This window comes from Pseudosporangium ferrugineum (assembly GCF_003002065.1).
Taxonomy (GTDB): domain Bacteria; phylum Actinomycetota; class Actinomycetes; order Mycobacteriales; family Micromonosporaceae; genus Actinoplanes; species Actinoplanes ferrugineus_A.
Genome location: NZ_PVZG01000011.1, coordinates 87,550 through 104,222, shown reverse-complemented (window position 1 = coordinate 104,222; position 16,673 = coordinate 87,550). Strand labels below are relative to the sequence as shown.

General features: G+C 71.2%; 13 protein-coding genes and 1 tRNA gene. 8 read left to right on the top strand and 6 right to left on the bottom strand.

The genetic code is table 11. The features are described from left to right. Nucleotides 1-1,012: 1,012 nt before the first annotated feature. Nucleotides 1,013-1,822: a DUF881 domain-containing protein gene (locus tag CLV70_RS23025; protein ID WP_106128829.1), complete on the bottom strand. Its 810-nt coding sequence runs from the start codon at nt 1,820-1,822 to the stop codon at nt 1,013-1,015. 204 nt (nt 1,823-2,026) lie between these two features. Here CLV70_RS23025 and CLV70_RS23020 point away from each other — a divergent pair, with 204 nt between their 5' ends. The 5 genes from CLV70_RS23020 to CLV70_RS23000 all read left to right on the top strand — a co-directional run bounded on the left by CLV70_RS23020 (nt 2,027) and on the right by CLV70_RS23000 (nt 8,085). Then, complete coding sequence (locus CLV70_RS23020; RefSeq protein WP_106128665.1) at nt 2,027-2,290, top strand: cell division protein CrgA; 264 nt, start codon at nt 2,027-2,029, stop codon at nt 2,288-2,290. 162 nt (nt 2,291-2,452) lie between these two features. Further along, nucleotides 2,453-4,588, top strand: a complete 2,136-nt coding sequence (locus CLV70_RS23015; RefSeq protein ID WP_106128664.1) for a (Fe-S)-binding protein — start codon at nt 2,453-2,455, stop codon at nt 4,586-4,588. 52 nt (nt 4,589-4,640) lie between these two features. After that, the gene (locus tag CLV70_RS23010; protein WP_106128663.1) at nt 4,641-5,975 is read left to right on the top strand and encodes a hemolysin family protein; all 1,335 of its coding nucleotides are present in this window, start codon (nt 4,641-4,643) and stop codon (nt 5,973-5,975) included. Continuing rightward, nucleotides 5,968-7,011 carry a hemolysin family protein gene (locus CLV70_RS23005; RefSeq protein WP_106128662.1) on the top strand — a complete coding sequence of 348 codons (1,044 nt, stop codon included), beginning with the start codon at nt 5,968-5,970 and terminating at the stop codon, nt 7,009-7,011. The genes CLV70_RS23010 and CLV70_RS23005 overlap by 8 nt, the downstream gene beginning before the upstream one ends. 210 nt (nt 7,012-7,221) lie before the next feature. Continuing rightward, nucleotides 7,222-8,085, top strand: a complete 864-nt coding sequence (locus CLV70_RS23000) for a LamG-like jellyroll fold domain-containing protein (protein WP_106128661.1) — start codon at nt 7,222-7,224, stop codon at nt 8,083-8,085. 4 nt (nt 8,086-8,089) lie between these two features. Here the strand turns inward: CLV70_RS23000 and CLV70_RS22995 are convergent, their stop codons facing one another. From CLV70_RS22995 to CLV70_RS22980, 4 genes are all read right to left on the bottom strand, one after another. Beyond that, entirely contained in the window at nt 8,090-8,725 is a 636-nt protein-coding gene (locus CLV70_RS22995) for an MSCRAMM family protein (protein ID WP_158277804.1), read from the bottom strand. A 66-nt stretch (nt 8,726-8,791) separates the two neighbouring features. Next, on the bottom strand, nt 8,792-9,859 hold the full coding sequence (locus CLV70_RS22990) for a threonine aldolase family protein (protein ID WP_106128659.1): 1,068 nt from the start codon (nt 9,857-9,859) through the stop codon (nt 8,792-8,794). A 10-nt stretch (nt 9,860-9,869) separates the two neighbouring features. Then, on the bottom strand, nt 9,870-11,285 hold the full coding sequence (locus CLV70_RS22985) for a cytochrome P450 (RefSeq protein ID WP_106128658.1): 1,416 nt from the start codon (nt 11,283-11,285) through the stop codon (nt 9,870-9,872). Nucleotides 11,286-11,407: 122 nt separating this feature from the next. Further along, on the bottom strand, nt 11,408-12,454 hold the full coding sequence (locus CLV70_RS22980) for an AraC family transcriptional regulator (protein WP_211303846.1): 1,047 nt from the start codon (nt 12,452-12,454) through the stop codon (nt 11,408-11,410). Nucleotides 12,455-12,644: 190 nt separating this feature from the next. On the opposite strand from CLV70_RS22980, the gene CLV70_RS22975 reads away from it, so the two are divergent. The 3 genes from CLV70_RS22975 (at nt 12,645) to CLV70_RS22965 (ending at nt 15,963) form a co-directional block, all read left to right on the top strand. After that, entirely contained in the window at nt 12,645-14,519 is a 1,875-nt protein-coding gene (locus CLV70_RS22975) for a substrate-binding and GGDEF domain-containing protein (RefSeq protein WP_158277803.1), read from the top strand. Between the two features lie 159 nt (nt 14,520-14,678). Then, nucleotides 14,679-15,641, top strand: a complete 963-nt coding sequence (locus CLV70_RS22970; protein ID WP_245908401.1) for an NADP-dependent oxidoreductase — start codon at nt 14,679-14,681, stop codon at nt 15,639-15,641. 1 nt (nt 15,642) lies between these two features. Beyond that, a complete protein-coding gene (locus CLV70_RS22965; RefSeq protein WP_106128654.1) occupies nt 15,643-15,963 on the top strand; it encodes an NIPSNAP family protein in 321 nt (106 codons plus the stop codon). A gap of 372 nt (nt 15,964-16,335) precedes the next feature. On the opposite strand, the gene CLV70_RS22955 is transcribed toward CLV70_RS22965, so the two are convergent. Continuing rightward, nucleotides 16,336-16,406 (bottom strand) — tRNA-Gly (locus CLV70_RS22955). Nucleotides 16,407-16,673: the final 267 nt, after the last annotated feature.

Genomic DNA, 16,673 nt, shown 5'->3' with positions numbered 1-16,673 from the left:
GCGGTAGCCGGCGGTGCGGCGAAGGGCGGTGCGGCAGGCGGCGGTGGCGTGGCGGCGAAAGGCGGTGCGGCAGGCGACCGGGGCGCTGCGGGGGCATTTGGCACGGCGGCGTGCGGGCCGTTCGCGGAGGACGGCGCGACGGACTGCGGCGTGGCCGGCTGCCGCAGTGCGGCCTCGTGCGGCCCAGCGGGTTGCACGGGCGCTTGTGGAGACGTGGGGCGTGGCGGCATGGCGGGATACGCCGCGGTGGGGAGATGGGCGGCGGCCTGCGCTGCTACGTCGCTGGGCAACTGAGCCGGCGACGCAGGGTGCGGAACCGGCCGAGCCGGCCCGGAGACACTCCCGCCGCTGACCGGCCCAGCCATCCCGGCCGGACTCATGCCGCTGACCGACCTAGCCGTGCCCGCTGCGCCCATGCCACTGACGGGCCCAGCTGTCCCGGCCGAGCTCGCGTCGCCGCCCGGCCCGGCCGAGCTCATGCCGCTGACCGGCCCGGCCGTGGCCGTGCGGGCGGCCCCGCTGATCGGTCCGGGGGCCCCGGCACCCGATCCGCCGGCCGGGGCTGCCGCGCCCGCGGAAGCTGCACCGCCGACGGGTCCTGGCGGCGTCGGGCCGGCGGGGGTGGCGGCGGGGGTTGTTCGTGGGGCGAAGAAGTCGAATTCTCCCGGGACGGGTGCCGGGGCCGGGGCGCTCGGGCGTACGGGAGGGGTGCCCTTGCGGGCCGCTGCTCGCGCCGCTGCGGCGGCGCGGGCCACCTCCGGGTCGATGCCGTCGGGGGCCGGGAGTGTCTGATTTGTAGCAGCCTGCGGGGGAACGTCGGTTTCCGAGGTTGGTGCCGAAGATCCGGGCCACGGAGGGGTGAGGGGGGCGGGCTGCGGGTCGAGCGGGCCGCCCGGTACGCCGTCGGCCGACACGTCGGTGATGCGGGGGATGAACGCCGTCTGCGCGTCACCGTCCGGTGCGCGGTGCCGACCCGAGTTCGCCGCGCCCCCCGGGGCGTTCGACGGGTCCATCACTCGGTGACCTCGGCGGATCGGAGGTCACTCGACCCGTCGTACGCCCGCACAGTCACGTTCCTCTCGACGGTTTCCGTGTAGCCGAGGCCGTAATCGGCGACCGCACTCCGGAATTGTTGGACTCCCTCTGCGGACTCCAACGCCCGATGCATCGCTGTGGGTTCGCCGATCGCCGTGATCTTGAATGGCGGCGAGAAGACCTGGCCGTGTAGCAGCAGCGTGTTGCCGACACAGCGTACCGCGCTCGTGGAGATGACGCGGATATCCATGATCGACATTGCCTCGGCCCCACCTGCCCAGAGGGCGTTCACGACGGCCTGGACGTCACCCTGGTGGACGACGAGATCGTCATTCTGCGGGGCGTCGTCGCCGCCGTCGGCGGGCCGCCGCGACGAGTCGTTGAGGGTGACCGTGACGCCGGGGCCGCGCAGCTCCGTGAAGCCGGCCGGCTCGCGCATGCCGTCGGCGCGCTGGCGGGCCTCCTTGACCGGTTCGTCCACGTCGGCGAGCCGGGCGGCGTCCTGGTCGACCGTCGTACGCAGGGACGCGGCCTGATGCTCGCGCTCCTCGAGCCGTACGCGCTTGTCGGTGATGAGCTGGGCGAGCTGCGGCCGGCGATCGTCGCGCAGGGCCGTGCCGCTCGCCGTGGTGGCCGACGTGGTGAAGAGCAGCCCGGCCGCCAGCGCGATGAGCGGTACGCCCACCGACCACCCGCGTTGCCGCTGTCCTCGCCGTCGCGGCCGCAGCCCCCCGAGGGCGCGGCGCATGACAAGTCGCCACGAGGGCGTCCCCGTGGTGTACTCCACGTCCGCCTTCCTCCCCGTGTCCATCCGAACCCGTACCGGTCCGAAAAACCCGTGCTGGTCCGAAAAACCCACCGGCGGGTGCCTGTACGCGCGCCGCCTTGACTACGCTAGCTATCGAACAGTATTCGCCACGGGCAGCATTCGGGGTCCCCGGAGCCGCTCAGCGGTGGGTTGTTCACCACTTGTTGCCCTCAGGAGAGCACCGTGCCGAAGTCACAGGTCCGCAAGAAGAAGGTCTACACGCCGCCGACGGACGTCCGCCCGGCAGCGACGGCCGCGTCCCGGAAGCCGAGCCCGGTGTGGCTGCCGATCACGGCGGTCTTCCTGATCGTCTTCGGCATCGGCTGGCTGGTCGTCTACTACCTCTCCGAGCAGCAGTATCCGGTCGAGGCGTGGCGCTACTGGAACCTGCTCGTCGGCTTCGGCTGCATGGTGGCTTCCCTGGGACTTCTCTCGCGCTGGCGGTAGCCGCCGTAAGGTCTGATTCGTCCCCACTGCGCACCTCAGGGCTCCCGGCCATGAGGTGCGCTTTCGGCTGCGGCGTGAACACCGGAGACGATCTCCCGCACGCAAAACGATTACCCGTGGGTAACATAGGTCGGCACCCCCGACCGAGGAGGCACAAGGCACATGGGCATCGCGCAGATCGTCGCCACCGTCCTGGCGGGCGCCGTCACCCTCGTGGCGGTCGTGCTCGCGGTGCGCGCCGTCATGTCCATGATCGCGGTCATCCGGCTCGGCAAGCCCGACCCCACCCGCTCCGGTGACAGGGGCCTCCGCACCAGGACGATGCTCAAGGAGACCCTGGGCCACACCAGGATGCTCAAGTGGACCGCGATCGGTGCCGCGCACTGGTTCGTGATGGTCTCCTTCATGATCCTGTTCCTGCTGGTGGTCGAGGCGTACTTCGAGGTCGTCGACCCCGAGGGCGGGCTGCCGATCGTCGGGCACTGGACGATCTACGGGCTGGTCACCGAGGTGATCGGCGCCCTGGGCCTGGTCGGCATCAGCTACCTGATCTACCGCCGGCAGCGCGACAAGAACAAGAAGCGCAGCAGGTTCACCGGCTCCACGATGTGGCAGGGCTACTTCGTCGAGGCCGTGATCATCGGCGTACTGATCTGCGGGTTCCTGATCCGGGGTTTCAAGGTCGCCAACGACACGTTCGAGTTCCCCACCTGGGCCACCCCGATCAGCCACGGCGTCGGCGCGCTGCTGCCGGCCGCCGCCGACGGGCCGACCTGGGTCGCGCTGGTCAAGCTGTGCATCTCCATGGGCTGGCTGATCACCATCGCGCTCAACGTGACGATGGGCGTCGCCTGGCACCGCTTCCTGGCCTTCTTCAACATCTTCTTCAAGCGCAGCCCGGAGAAGCCCGCCGGTTCCGGCCTGGGCGCGCTGAAGCCGATGATGAGCGAGGGCAAGCCGCTCGACTTCGAGGAGGCGGACCCCGAGAAGGACCAGTTCGGCGTCGCCCAGGTCGAGCAGTTCACCTGGAAGGGCCTGCTGGACTTCTCCACGTGCACGGAGTGCGGCCGCTGCCAGTCGCAGTGCCCGGCCTGGAACACGGCGAAGCCGCTGTCGCCCAAGCTGCTCGTGCTGTCGCTTCGCGATAACGCGTACGCGAAAGCCCCGTATCTTCTGGCCGGTGGTGGCAAGGACCTGACGGGCGAGGAGAAGGCGACCGAGGAGCAGCTCAAGGGCGTCGACGTGCTGGCCCTGGCCGAGGCCGAGCGGCCCCTGATCGGTGGCGCCGACGAGAACGGCATCATCGACCCGGACGTGCTGTGGAGCTGCACCACCTGTGGGGCGTGCGTGGAGCAGTGCCCGGTGGACATCGAGCATGTCGACCACATCGTGGACATGCGGCGCTACCAGGTGCTGATCGAGTCGAACTTCCCGGCCGAGGCCGGCGTCATGCTGCGCAACCTGGAGAACAAGGGCAACCCGTGGGGCGCGCCGCAGAACACCCGTGAGGACTGGACCAAGGGCCTCGACTTCGAGATCAAGCGGGTCGGCGAGGCGGACTTCGACTACCTGTTCTGGGTCGGGTGCGCCGGCGCGTTCGAGGACCGGGCCAAGAAGACCACCCGCGCGGTGGCCACACTGCTGCACGAGGCCGGCGTCGACTTCGCCATCCTCGGCGAGGGCGAGACCTGCTCGGGCGACCCGGCTCGGCGGATCGGCAACGAGTTCGTGTTCCAGATGCTCGCCCAGCAGAACGTGGAGACGTTGCAGGAGGCGAACGTCAAGAAGATCGTGGCGACCTGCCCGCACTGCTTCAACACCCTGGGCAACGAGTACGAGCAGCTGGGCCTCAAGGTCGAGGTCGTGCACCACACGCAGCTGCTGGCCCACCTGGTGAAGGAGGGCAAGCTGACGCCCGTGCAGCCGATCGAGGGCGACGTCACGTACCACGACCCGTGCTACCTGGGCCGGCACAACCGCGTGTTCGAGGCGCCCCGGGAGGTTCTGGGCGAGGCGGCCAACCTCGTCGAGATGCCGCGCAACCAGGAACGCTCCTTCTGCTGCGGCGCCGGCGGCGCGCGCATGTGGATGGAGGAGAAGATCGGCAAGCGGATCAACGTGGAGCGCACGGAGGAGGCCCTCGCGACCGGCGCCAAGACCATCGCGGTCGGCTGCCCGTTCTGCTACACGATGATCGGCGACGGGGTCACCGGCAAGGGCGAGCAGGAGAACGTCGAAGTCATCGATGTTGCCAGCGTTCTGCTGCGCAGCATCAAGGGTGACAAGACCTCCGCCTGACGGCGCCCCCTCAGCCTCGTTCCGGCACAATGAGGGCCGAGGTGAACCGATCATGGACGGCCTGCTCCTGACCGCGGTGCTCCCGCTGGCGGCCTTCGCGCTGCTCACGCTGGGCAACGCGTTCTTCGTGGCAGCCGAGTTCGGACTGGTCACCGTCGACCGGGTCGAGATCGACAAGCGCGCCGACGCGGGCGACCGCCGGGCCCGTACGGTCCGGCACGCCCTGCACGAGCTCTCCTTCCAGCTCTCCGGCACCCAGCTGGGCATCACGCTGACCGCCCTGCTCACCGGCTACCTCGCCGAGCCCGCGCTGTCCCGGCTGTTCACCCCGGCCATCGCGCCGATCGCCGGCGGGCACACCGACACGATCACGCACCTGCTCGCGCTGGTCCTGGCCACGCTCGTGTCGATGCTCTTCGGTGAGCTCGTACCGAAGAACGCCGCCCTTGCCCGCCCGATGCGCGTCGCCCTGGCGACGGCCGCGCCGCTCCGGACCTTCTCCCGGCTCTTCAAATGGCTGATCGGCGCGCTGAACGGCTCCGCCAACTGGCTGGTCCGGCGGCTCGGCATCGAGCCGCAGGAGGAGCTGGCCAGCGCGCGTTCCCCGGAGGAGCTGGGCCTGCTCGCCGCGATCAGCGCCCGGGCCGGCGCGCTGCCCGCGGAGACCGCGACGCTGCTGCGCCGCACCATCCGCTTCGGCGAGAAACGCGCGGCGAAGGCGATGACCCCGCGCGTCGACGTGGTCGGCCTGAAGACCACCGCGAGCGTCGCGGATCTGATCAAGGTCGCGCGCGAGACCGGACACACCCGCTTTCCCGTGTACGAGTCGACGCTCGACCTCGTGGTGGGCGTCGTCGGGGTGCCGGACGCCCTGGGGGTACGGCCCGACCGCCGGGCCACGACACCGGTGTCGGCGGTGGCCCGGGAGCCGGTCTACGTCCCGGAGAGCCTCGGCCTGGACCGGGTGCTGGCGGCGCTGCGGGCGGCGGACGCGGACCTCGCGATCGTCGTCGACGAGTACGGCGGCACCGACGGCGTGGTCACGGTCGAGGACCTGATCGAGGAGCTGGTGGGCGAGATCGCCGACGAGTACGACGTCGAGGTCACCGATGCCGGCAGCGCCACGCTGACCGCGCCGGGCGGTGACCGTACGTTCCTGGTCGACGGCCTGCTGCGCGAGGACGAGCTGGCCGAGCAGACCGGCTTCCGGCTGCCCGAGGGCCCGTACGAGACGCTCGCCGGCTTCCTGCTCGCCCGCCTCGGGCACATCCCGGCGCCGGGCGAGTCGCTCGAGGACGAGGGCTGGGAGTTCACCGTCATGGAGGTGGACCGGCACCGCATCGAGCAGGTCCGGGTGGTCGCGCCGCCGGAGCACGCCGATGACTGAACTGCTGGTCACGGTGGTGCTGCTGCTGGGCAACGCGCTCTTCGTCGGTGGCGAGTTCGCGCTGATCGCGTCCCGGCGTACGGCGCTGGAGCCGCTCGCCGAGTCGTCGCGCCCGGCCCGCTGGGCGTTGTCGGCGATGAACCAGATCCCGTTGATGATCGCGGGAGCGCAGCTGGGCATCACGATCTGCTCGCTGGGCCTCGGCGCCATCGCCGAACCGGCGCTGGCCCACCTGGTGGAGGGCCCGTTCGAGGCGGCCGGCCTGCCCGAGAACGCGGTCCACCCGGTCGCGTTCGTGCTGGCCCTGGGCGTCGTCGTCTTCCTGCACACGGTGGTCGGCGAGATGGTGCCGAAGAACATCACGCTCGCCGGCCCGGAGCGCTCGGCGTTGATCCTCGGGCCCTTCATGCTTGCCTTCTGTACGGCGACCAGGCCCATCCTCACGGCCATGCGCTGGGCGTCCCGCACGGTGCTGCGGCTGTGGAAGATCGAGGCGACGGACGCGGTCAAGACGGTCTTCACGGCCGAGGAGCTCGCCGGCATGGTCAGCCAGGCGCGGGCGGAAGGACTCCTGGGCACCGAGCAGTACGCGCGCATCCACGCCGCCCTCGGGCTGAACGAGCGGACCGCGGCGGACACCCTGCGCCCGTGGTCGGGCGTGACCACGGTGGCGGACGACGCCTCTCCCGCCACGATCGAGGCGCTGGCCACGCGCAGCGGCCGGTCCCGGTTCCCGGTGGTGCAGCGGGAGACGCGGCGCGTGCTCGGCTTCGTACACGTGAAGGATGTCCTGGGTTACGAGGGCGCCGAGCGGCGGCAACCGGTCCCGGCGCAGATCATCCGGCCGCTCGCCGTGGTGCCGCCGGACCGGAACCTGGCGGACCTGCTGCTGGCCATGCGCCGCGACCGCCGGCACATCGTGCTGGTGAGCGACGGGCGACGGCCGCTCGGCGTCATCGCGCTGGACGACGTCCTGCACGCGGTCATCGGCGAACCCACCTCGACCGCGGAACCGGCGGGCCGGGCCGCGGTCTGAGCGGGTGCCGCCCGCCCGGAACCGGCGGGCGGGGCCGCGGGTCGGGCGCGTGTCACCCGGCCCTGAGCCGGACCGCGGGCCGCCGGCCGGGGCCGGGCCGTGGCCTGGCGCGGACCGTTCGGGTGACCGCAATCGGGTGCTTTACGCCACTTTTGCGCCGACGCGGAGTTTGTACTTAACAGTTGTAGCCGAGTTTCGGACAATAGCCGCATGTTCGCCACCCGCCGGTCCTGGTTCAGCCCGCTCGGCGCCCTCGCGTCCGCCACCGTCCTCGGCGTCGGCCTGCTGACCGTCGCCCACTTCGCGCAGCGCAGCGACGCCGCGCCCCGGCTCGCGCCGCTGGTCCAGCCGCACCCCTCCGGCGGCGTGCTCACCCCCGGCGCCGATTTCGGCTTCCAGGCGCCGGACCGGACCCGCAGGCCCGGCGTGGCGACCGTCCCCGTGACGGTCCGTTACACCTTCGACGGCGGCGTCCACCAGCCGATCACCGACCAGCGCGGCGGCTTCGAGCTGCGGCCGCTCGGCCAGAACGGCGGCACGCTGAGCCTGGTACCCCAGGGGAACGGCCTGGCCGTGCAGTATCCCGAGCGCTGCACGCTGCCGCGCGAACGGGAGTGCCCGCGGGCCATCCTCGAGGGCCTGCCCGACGACGACCTCAACCCCGGCACCCGGCCGATGCGGTACGGCGCGTCGATCCTCATGACGCACAGCGACCTGGCCGACGGCGCCAACGTGCTCCAGAAGGGCTACTCGGTCGGCGGCCGCAGCCAGTTCAAGCTCCAGGTCGACCACCGGCAGGGGCACCCCAGCTGCGTGATCGCCAGCCGTACGCGCATCTACCGCGCGGAGCCCGCCGTCGACGTGGCCGACGGCGCATGGCACGAGCTGGAGTGCTCCCGTACGGGAAACCGGTTGGAGCTGGCGGTGGACGGCGTGCCGCGGGCCTCCGTGGCCGTGCCGCCGGACCTGTCCATCGCCAACGCCGAGCCGCTGCGCGTGGGAGGCAAGGGCCCGAACCGCGGCAACGACCAGTTCGCCGGTCAGATCGACAACGTCTTCCTGACCATCCTGTAGGGCGTTACCGCAGCCTGGCCTCGACCGGCGTGACGACGTCCTCGACGACGCGCGTGAAGGTCCGGCTCACACCCTGGTTGCCGTCCGCGGCCACGGACAGCGCGTAGGTGCCCACCGGAAGGTCGGAGAGCACCAGTACGCCCTCAGCCGTGCAGCCGGCCTTCAGGTAGAGCTCGCCGATGGCGTCGACGCAGAACCCCGGGATGCTCGCGCCGTCGGCCGCGCGCAACGTGATCCGCAGGCCGCCGGTCGGGAAGAGCGCCTCGTCGACGATGGTCGTCTCGCCGTCACGCACGGTGAACCACGTGGCCTGGGACTCCCGGGCCTTCCGCGGCACCCACTGCGTCGACAGCGTCTCCGGGAAGTAGAAGCCGATGCGGTACTGCCCGGCGGGCAGCGGCGCGAGCTCGTAATGCCCGGCCTCGTCGGTGCGGACGAGGGGAAGCTGGTCGTCCGCGCCGGTGGACGACTTCACCTGTACGCGGATGCCGGCGACGGGTGCGCCCTTGGCGGTGGTGAGGGTGCCGGCGATCGTTCCGCCGGAGCCGGCAGCCGGCGCGGCGTGGCCGGGGGCGGGCGCGAGGACGACGGCGGAGACGAGAACGGCGAGGGACGCGGCGAGAGAGCGAAGACGGAACACGGTGTCCTTTCCTGGTCGGTCATCGGCCACCGTAGATGGTCCTGTTCGCCTCCGCTGCCCCGTTTCTCAGCGGGCGAGCTCCTCCCGGATCACCGCGACGAAGGCGTCGACGTCGTCCTCGGTGGTGTCGAACGAGGTCATCCAGCGCACCTCGCCGGCCGCGCGGTCCCAGTCGTAGAACTTCACCCGCTCCCGGATCCGGTCGGCCACGTCGTTGGCCAGCACCGCGAAGACGCCGTTCGCCTGCGTCGGCCGGCTGAAACCCAGGCCGCTGATCTCGCCGCGGGCGATGCCGTCCTCGAGCGCCGCCCGCAGCCGGGCGGCCATCGCGTTGGCCCGGCCGGCCGAGCGCAGATACAGGTCGTCGTCGAACAAGGCCAGCAGCTGGGCGCTGACGAAACGCATCTTCGAGGCGAGCTGCATGTTGAGCTTGCGCAGATAGACGAGCCCGTCGGCCCGGCCCGGAGTGAGGGTCACGATCGCTTCGCCGTACAGAAGGCCGTTCTTGGTCCCTCCGAAACTGAGAATGTCGACACCAGCGTCGGTCGTGAACTCCCGCAGCGGCACCCCGAGAGCGGCAGCCGCGTTAGCGATCCGGGCGCCGTCCATGTGCAACGCCATCCCTTTTTCGTGTACGTGCTCAGCAACCGCCCGGATCTCGCCGGGCGTGTAGAGCGTGCCCAGCTCGGTGGTCTGGGTGATGCTCACGGCCAGCGGCTGGGCCCGGTGCTCGTCGCCCCACCCCCACGCCTCCCGATCGATGTGCTCCGGCGTGAGTTTCCCGTCGGGGGTGTCGACGGTCAGCAGCTTGAGCCCGCCGATGCGCTCCGGAGCACCGTTCTCATCGGTGTGCAGATGAGCATTCGAGGAGGCGATGACGGCGCCCCACCGCGGCAGCAGAGCGGTCAGCGCGGTGACGTTCGCCCCGGTCCCGTTGAACACCGGGAACACCTCGGCCCGGTCCCCGAAATGCCCGCGCATGACTTCGGCGAGCCGCTCGGTGTAGACGTCGGCCCCGTACGAGACCTGATGCCCGCCATTGGCCTCGGCCAGCGCGGCAAGCACCTCGGGATGCACCCCGGCGTAGTTGTCGCTGGCGAACCCCCGCTGACCCGGATCATGTAGCTGCTTCACGGCCGAAAGACTAGCCCCGTGCCGGGCGGGTCTCGCGGCTCCGCGGGCGCAGGAACAGATTCGTGGGAAAGACGGTGAAGGCCGCCTTCTCCCCGACCGGGCCGGACGAGCGGTCGGGCACCAGTTCCATCTCCCGGGCCAGCACCGACACGACCACCCCCGCCTCCAGCAGCGCCAGGTTGCGGCCGGGACAGAAGCGGGGACCGCCGCCGAACGGCGCGAACGGAAACGTCTCGGCCGTCGGCTCGGCGTCCAGCCATCGTTGCGGGCGGAACGCGTACGGGTCGGGGAAGCGCTCGACGTCGCGAAGTGCGCCGTACGTGTTCAGCAGGAAGATCTGCTGCCCCGCCGGCAGGAAGAGCTCACGCCGGTCCTGGCCGGTCAGCGTCAGGTCGCGGGTCGGCTCCACGATGAGGTACGGCGCGACCGGGCACATGCGCTGCGCCTCCTGGACGACCGCGGCGGCATACTTCAGCCGGCCGACCATGGGCGGATCGTCGGGCGTCCGCCGGCTCCCGAGAACCTCGTCGGCCTCCGCGCGCAGCCTCTCCTGGACGTCCGGATTCTCGGCGACGAAGTGCAGCGACCACGCGATCAGCGACGAGGTCGTGTCCTCACCGGCCACCAACATGGTGAGCATGTTGCTGACAACCTCCTCGTCGGTGAGTTCCGGCTCGTTCTCCAGCGGTCGCACCAGCGCCTCGAGGAAGTTCGACGGCGGCCGGCCCAGGTTCACCCGGTCCCGGGCCAGCGCGAAGTGTTCCCGGACCACCGCGGCGAACTCGTCCAGGGTTTCCGCGAGCCGCCGGTCGCGGGGCAGCTTCGCGTAACGCCAGTACGGAAAGGGCGCGAAGAGCCGGTCGGCGATCGCCGGGAAGAGGGTGGCCATCCGGCTGGGCAGCCCGGTGCCGTCATCCTCCAGCGCGTTCAGGTCGACGCCCATGGCCAGGCCGGCGGTGACGTCCAGGGTGAAACGAAGCATGCTGTCGAGCACGTCGACCCGGGCACCCGCCGCGGCGGCGGCCTCCCAGCGCCCGAGCAGCCTCTCGGTCACCCGCGTGATGGTCGCGAAGTACTGCCGCAGATAGGCGGCGTTCAGCGACTGCGTGGCGACGTGGCGAAGCCGGCGCCATTGCTTGCCCTCGGCCGTGAAAACACCGTGGGGAGCCAGTTCCTCGAGGACCTCGGCCATCCGCCGGGCGCGGCGGAAGTCGTCCGGGCGCCGCCGCAGGGCGACATCGAGATGCGCCGGGTCCGCGGTGCCGACGACGTCCGTACGGCCCATGCGAAAGCGATAGGTGGGGCCGTACGTGTCGGCCCAGTCGGTCAGCACCCGGTGCAGCCGGTTGCCACGCGTCAGTTCCGGCAGGTTGCCGACCAACGGCAGCGGCCTCGGTCCGCCCAGGGTGCGTACGCTCAGTGACATGCCGGGAAGTATGTTGCCGGCCCCGACCGCCGGCAACGACCTGACCCGGGTCTCCGGGGAAAGGCCGCGCTACATCAAACTCCTTTCGCGCTCGATCAAATTCTGAGGTCGCCGACGCCCGTTCACCGTGGTGCGCCCTCGTGCGACCCGGCCCTCCGGCGCAACGCGGACGGGCTCATCCCCCACCATCGGTGGGCGCAGCGGCTCAGCACGGCCTGGCCGGCGAACCCGAGCGCACGGCTCACCTGGCCGAGCGACATGTCCGTCGTGGTCAGCAGGATGCGCGCCCGGGACCGGCGCAGGTCGTCGAGGATCCGCGCGAAGGACTGGCCCTCGCCGGCCAACTCGCGCTGCAGGGTGCGTGGGTGTATCAGCAGCACCCGGGCGACGTCGGCCAGCTCTGCCGAGCCGGAACCGAGCTCCCGGGCGAGGACCGCGTACACCCGCGCGGCGGCGTCGCTCGCGGGTTTCGGTGCCTGCCGGGACAGGAACGCCAGCGCCAGGTTCCGCAACGTGGCGTCGGCCCCGTTCAGCGGCCGGTCGAACAGGCTCACCGGGAGCCGGAGCACCGCCTCCGGCCGGTCGAAGTGCACCCGTACGCCGAACGCCTCCCGATAGCGTTCGGCGGGCGCCGCGGCCGGGTGCGGGAGATCCACCGAGCGGAGGCCGTACTCGCCGCCGACCAGGAACGCGATCGACCGGTGCAGGAACAGCATCGTCATGTCGATCGCCTGGGGCAGCGGCCGGACGCCCTCGCCGAACGCGTACCGCATGCCGGTCATGCCCGGCTCGCCCTCCCGGTCCCCGATCAGGGACAGGCGCCCGCCGCGGAAGTGCACGAACATGTACTCCGCGGTGCATTCCAGCGCGTCGCGCATCGAGGGCGCATGCCGGATGGCGACGGCCAACGGGCCCAGCATGCTCAGCTCCTGCGCGGCGGCCACCCGCAGGCCCAGGTCCGGGCAGCGCAGATCGACCGCCGCTATCTCCAGCGCCGCCGCCAGCGCGGCGTCCGGGATCAGCAGGTCGTCCGTGTCGAGGGCGGCCACGGGCAGACCGGCTTCCCGGGCGTAGTGGACGGGGTCACCGCCCAGCCCCACGACGGTGTCCCGGAACCGTTGCAGGCCGGCGGAACGAACGGCACGGCGGCGATCATACGAATCGGGCACCACCACCTTCGGGCAGGTCGGCGGCTGCCAACGGCCGAAGCGCCGGTCGCTCGCGCCGCCTCGGTTCGGCCGGACTTTCGTGACGGGGCCGGGCATGCCTCCTCAGGATCCGGCCGGCCCTGCCGAAAGTGGGGATGGGCCGCCTACGGCGGACAGCTGGGCACCGGAGGTATCGACAAACGGAGGCGGCGTGCCCGACATCCGCACCTTCGCAGTGCTCTCCCCCTTCGTCGGCGGCGACTATTTCGGTGCCCTGATCGCCGGCGTGAACCGGGCCGCGGTCGAGGCCGCCCACCGGATCATCGCGATCCAGACGTTGAACCCCGGGGCGGTCGACGCGGAGTCCAGCGGCCTGCCCGACTTCCGGCAGCCGATCGCGTGGAGCTACCTCGACGGCGTGCTGGTGTTGCCCGGAGCGATCCACCCTTCGTACGCGAAAGCCCTGCGGGACAGCGGCGTTCCGGTGGTGGCGATCGGCCACGAACTGCCCGGCGCCGACGTCCCGGTCGTCCTGGTGGACAACCGCGGCGGGGTCGAGGAGAGCGTCAACCATCTCATCGCGCACGGCCACGAACGGATCGCTTTCGGCGGAGACCTGGACACGTTCGACGTCCGGGAGCGCTACGAGGCCTACCGGACGGCGCTGCTGGACAACGGCATCGACCCCGATCCGGCCCTCCTGCTGACCACGCCCGACAACATGGAGACCGGCGGCCGGCTGCTCGCCGGGAAGCTGCTGGCGGCCGGCATGCCCGCCACCGCGGTCGTGCTCGGCACCGATCGCAACGCGGTCGGCCTGATGGAGACCCTGGCCGCGGCCGGTCATGACGTGCCGGGCGCGGTCGCCGTGGTCGGGTTCGACGACATCCCCCAGGCCCAGTTCCTGCGGCCGAGCCTCTCCAGCGTGCAGCAGCCGCTGGATCGGCTCGCGCGGGTCGCGTACGACCTGCTCACCGACGGATGGGAGAACCGGTCGGCGGCGACGCACACCGTGCCGTCCGTGTTCGTCGCCCGGGACTCGTGCGGGTGCCCGCCGAAGGAACTGGAGATCTCCGAGACCACCTACCGGGCGATGTTCCAGGAGAACGTCTACCTGGATCAGACCCTCAACATCCAGTATCGGCTGAGCTTCGAACTTCTCGGCCGGCACGACCGGGACCCGCTGGACCTGAGCTGGCTGGGCCGGACCCCCGCTGTCGGTGGCTGCCTGGGCCTCTGGCGTACGGCCGACGACCCGGCGGGAACGATCCCGGAGCGCGAGATCGAGATCGTCGGCGCGTTCAGCGCCGGCCGGCAGCAGCCGGAGACGGCGAAGGGACTCGTCCTGGCCCGGGAGTTCCCCCCGGTCGACATGTTCGCGCTCGCCGACGGCGCGGCCGACGAGACCGTCTTCGTCGTTCCGGTACGCAGCGAGACTCACGACTGGGGGCTGCTGGCGGCCGTGGGCCGGATCCAGGACACCACACCGCCGGGACGCGAGATGATGAACCACTCCGGCGCCCTGCTGGCGATGGCGCTCGAGCAGGACGCCCTGCTGCGTTCGCTGCGGGAGAGCGACGAGCGGCTGCGTCAAGCGGCCCTGCACGACGACCTGACCGGTCTGCCGAACCGCGCCCTCTTCACCGAACGGTTGCGGCAGGCCTGGCAGCGTTCGACCGCCGACCCGGGCCACCGGTTCGCCCTGCTGTTCCTCGACCTCGACGGCTTCAAGCAGGTCAACGACTCGCTCGGGCACGCCACCGGCGACCAGCTCCTGGTGTACGTCGCGCGGCGACTTCACGGACTGCTGCGCGACGGCGACACGGCGGCCCGGCTGGGCGGCGACGAGTTCGTGATCCTCCTCGACGGGGTGGACCTGCCCCACGGCCCGAACCACGTGAGCGAGCGCATCCGTACCCTGTTCGTCGACCCGATCCTTCTGGACGGCCAGGAGATCCGCGTCGGCGCGAGCGTCGGCGTCGCCACGTCCGTCGAGGGGCTGTCCAGCCCGGACGACGTCCTCCGGCAGGCCGACGCCGCCATGTACGACACCAAACAGCGCCGCAAGGCCAACCGCGCAGCCTAGGTGGGCGGAGTGCTCCAGCTCGCATTCCAGGGCCGGAGAGGCGCGTGTGAGCAGCGCATTCGGGGTCAGGGCTGGTTACCTCGAGGTGCCTAGGCGTCCTTGCCGGTTACCAGGCTTCGGCGGCTACGGTCCCGTTCACCTGACGTCGTGGAGGTAACGATGACTGACAAGACGATGCGAGCCGTGGTCCAGCACGAGTTCGGCGGCCCCGAGGTGCTTCGCGTCGAGCGGGTGCCACTGCCCGATCCTTTGCCGACGGAGGTCCGGGTCCGGGTGACCGCCGCCGGCATCAACCCGGTCGACTGGAAGACTCGGGCCGGCTCGGGAATGGCCGGCGTGCTCGGCGCGCCGCCGTTCGTGCTCGGCTGGGATGTCTCCGGCGTCGTCGAGCAGCTCGGCTTCGGCGTGACGACCTTGGCGGTGGGCGACGAGGTGTTCGGGATGCCGTGGTTCCCTCGGCAAGCCGGCGCCTACGCGGAGTACGTGACCGCTCCCGCCCGCCAGTTCGCGAGGAAGCCCGCGAAGGCGACCCACGAGCAGGCCGCCGGGGTGCCGCTGGCGGCACTGACCGCGTGGCAAGCTCTGGTCGACACCGCCGGAGTACGGGCCGGGCAGCGAGTACTGGTGCACGCGGCCGCCGGCGGTGTCGGACACTTCGCCGTACAGTTCGCGAAGCACCTGGGCGCCCACGTGATCGGCACCGCGTCCGCGGCCCGGCACGAGTGGCTGACGGGCCTGGGCGCCGACGAGCTGATCGACTACCGCACAGCCCGGTTCGAGGACACGGTCGGCAACGTCGACGTGGTTCTCGACCTGGTCGGCGGGGAAACCGGCCTCCGGTCGGTGCCGACCCTCCGCCCCGGAGGCCTGCTGGTCGCCGTCCCCGGCGGAGTCTCGCCGGAACTCGCCGCCGCCGCCCAGGAACACGAGGTACGCACCACGCCGTTCCTGGTCGAACCCGACGGTGTATCCCTGATGAGCATCGCCGCCCTGATCGACAACGGCATCGTCACCACCGAGATCGAGGACGTCTTCGACCTCGCCGACGCCGCAGCCGCCCACGAACGCGGCGAACGCGGCCGCACCCGCGGCAAACTGATCCTCCGGGTCGAGGGAGCCTGACATGTTCTACGAAATCCGTCGCTACTGGACCAAACCCGGCCGCCGCGACGAGTGGGTCGCCTACATGGAATCAGTGGTCCTGCCGTACCAGATCGAACAGGGCATGTCGGTGACCGGCTCCTTCATCGACGAACAAGACGACGACGCCTACCTCTGGATCCGCCGCTTCGACGACGAACAGGACCGCGAACGCCGCTACGCCGCGGTCTACGAAAACCCCCGCTGGACGGACGAAATCGCCCCCCGAGTCCACGAACTCCTCGACACCGACCGCACGGTCGTAACAAGAGCGATCCCCACCCCGGTCTCCGCCCTACGCTGACCCGCCTTGCTCCACCCCCGAAACGCGCCGGCATGGCGAAGGCCGGGCAGCAGGAGGCACATCTTCCCGCTGTCCGGCCTTACCGCGCGTCAGCCCGCAAGCCAGCCGAACGAAGCCAACGCGCCCGCCCAAGCACCGACAAGACGGCCCGCCCAAGCCAACGGCACCCCAATGCCACCCCGCCGCTCCGGCGTTCCGCCGCTCCCGCCGCTCCCGCCGCTCCCGCCGCTCCCGCCGCTCCCGCCGCTCCCGCCGCTCCCGCCGCTCTTAGAGCGACCACTGCAACGTGGGGGTCTGGGGGGGCGCCCCCCAGGCCAGCATGCGAAAAGCCCCTGGTCCGCGCACTTTGCGGACAGGGGCTTCCCGGATTTGAGCGGGTGACGGGAATCGAACCCGCACTGTCAGCTTGGGAAGCTGATGTTCTGCCATTGAACTACACCCGCGGGCGGCCCCACTGTACCCGATGTTGGGGTTCTGTGGCGGGACCGCCCTGGGGTAGGCGCCGACCGGAGGTGGCGCGGCCCAGCTCCCTCCGGGCCTGGCAGCGCCCCGCGAACGCAGATCGCGGTTTCCGGTCGGCGCCTACGCACTGGTGGTGGCGGGGGACAGGTCTTGGAGGAGGCGGGTGGCTGGGCGGAGGGGGCGGACCGGCGGGGTCGGTGGCTTGGGGGATCGGGGCTGGTCGGTGGTGGAGGCTTCGGTCGGGGGTG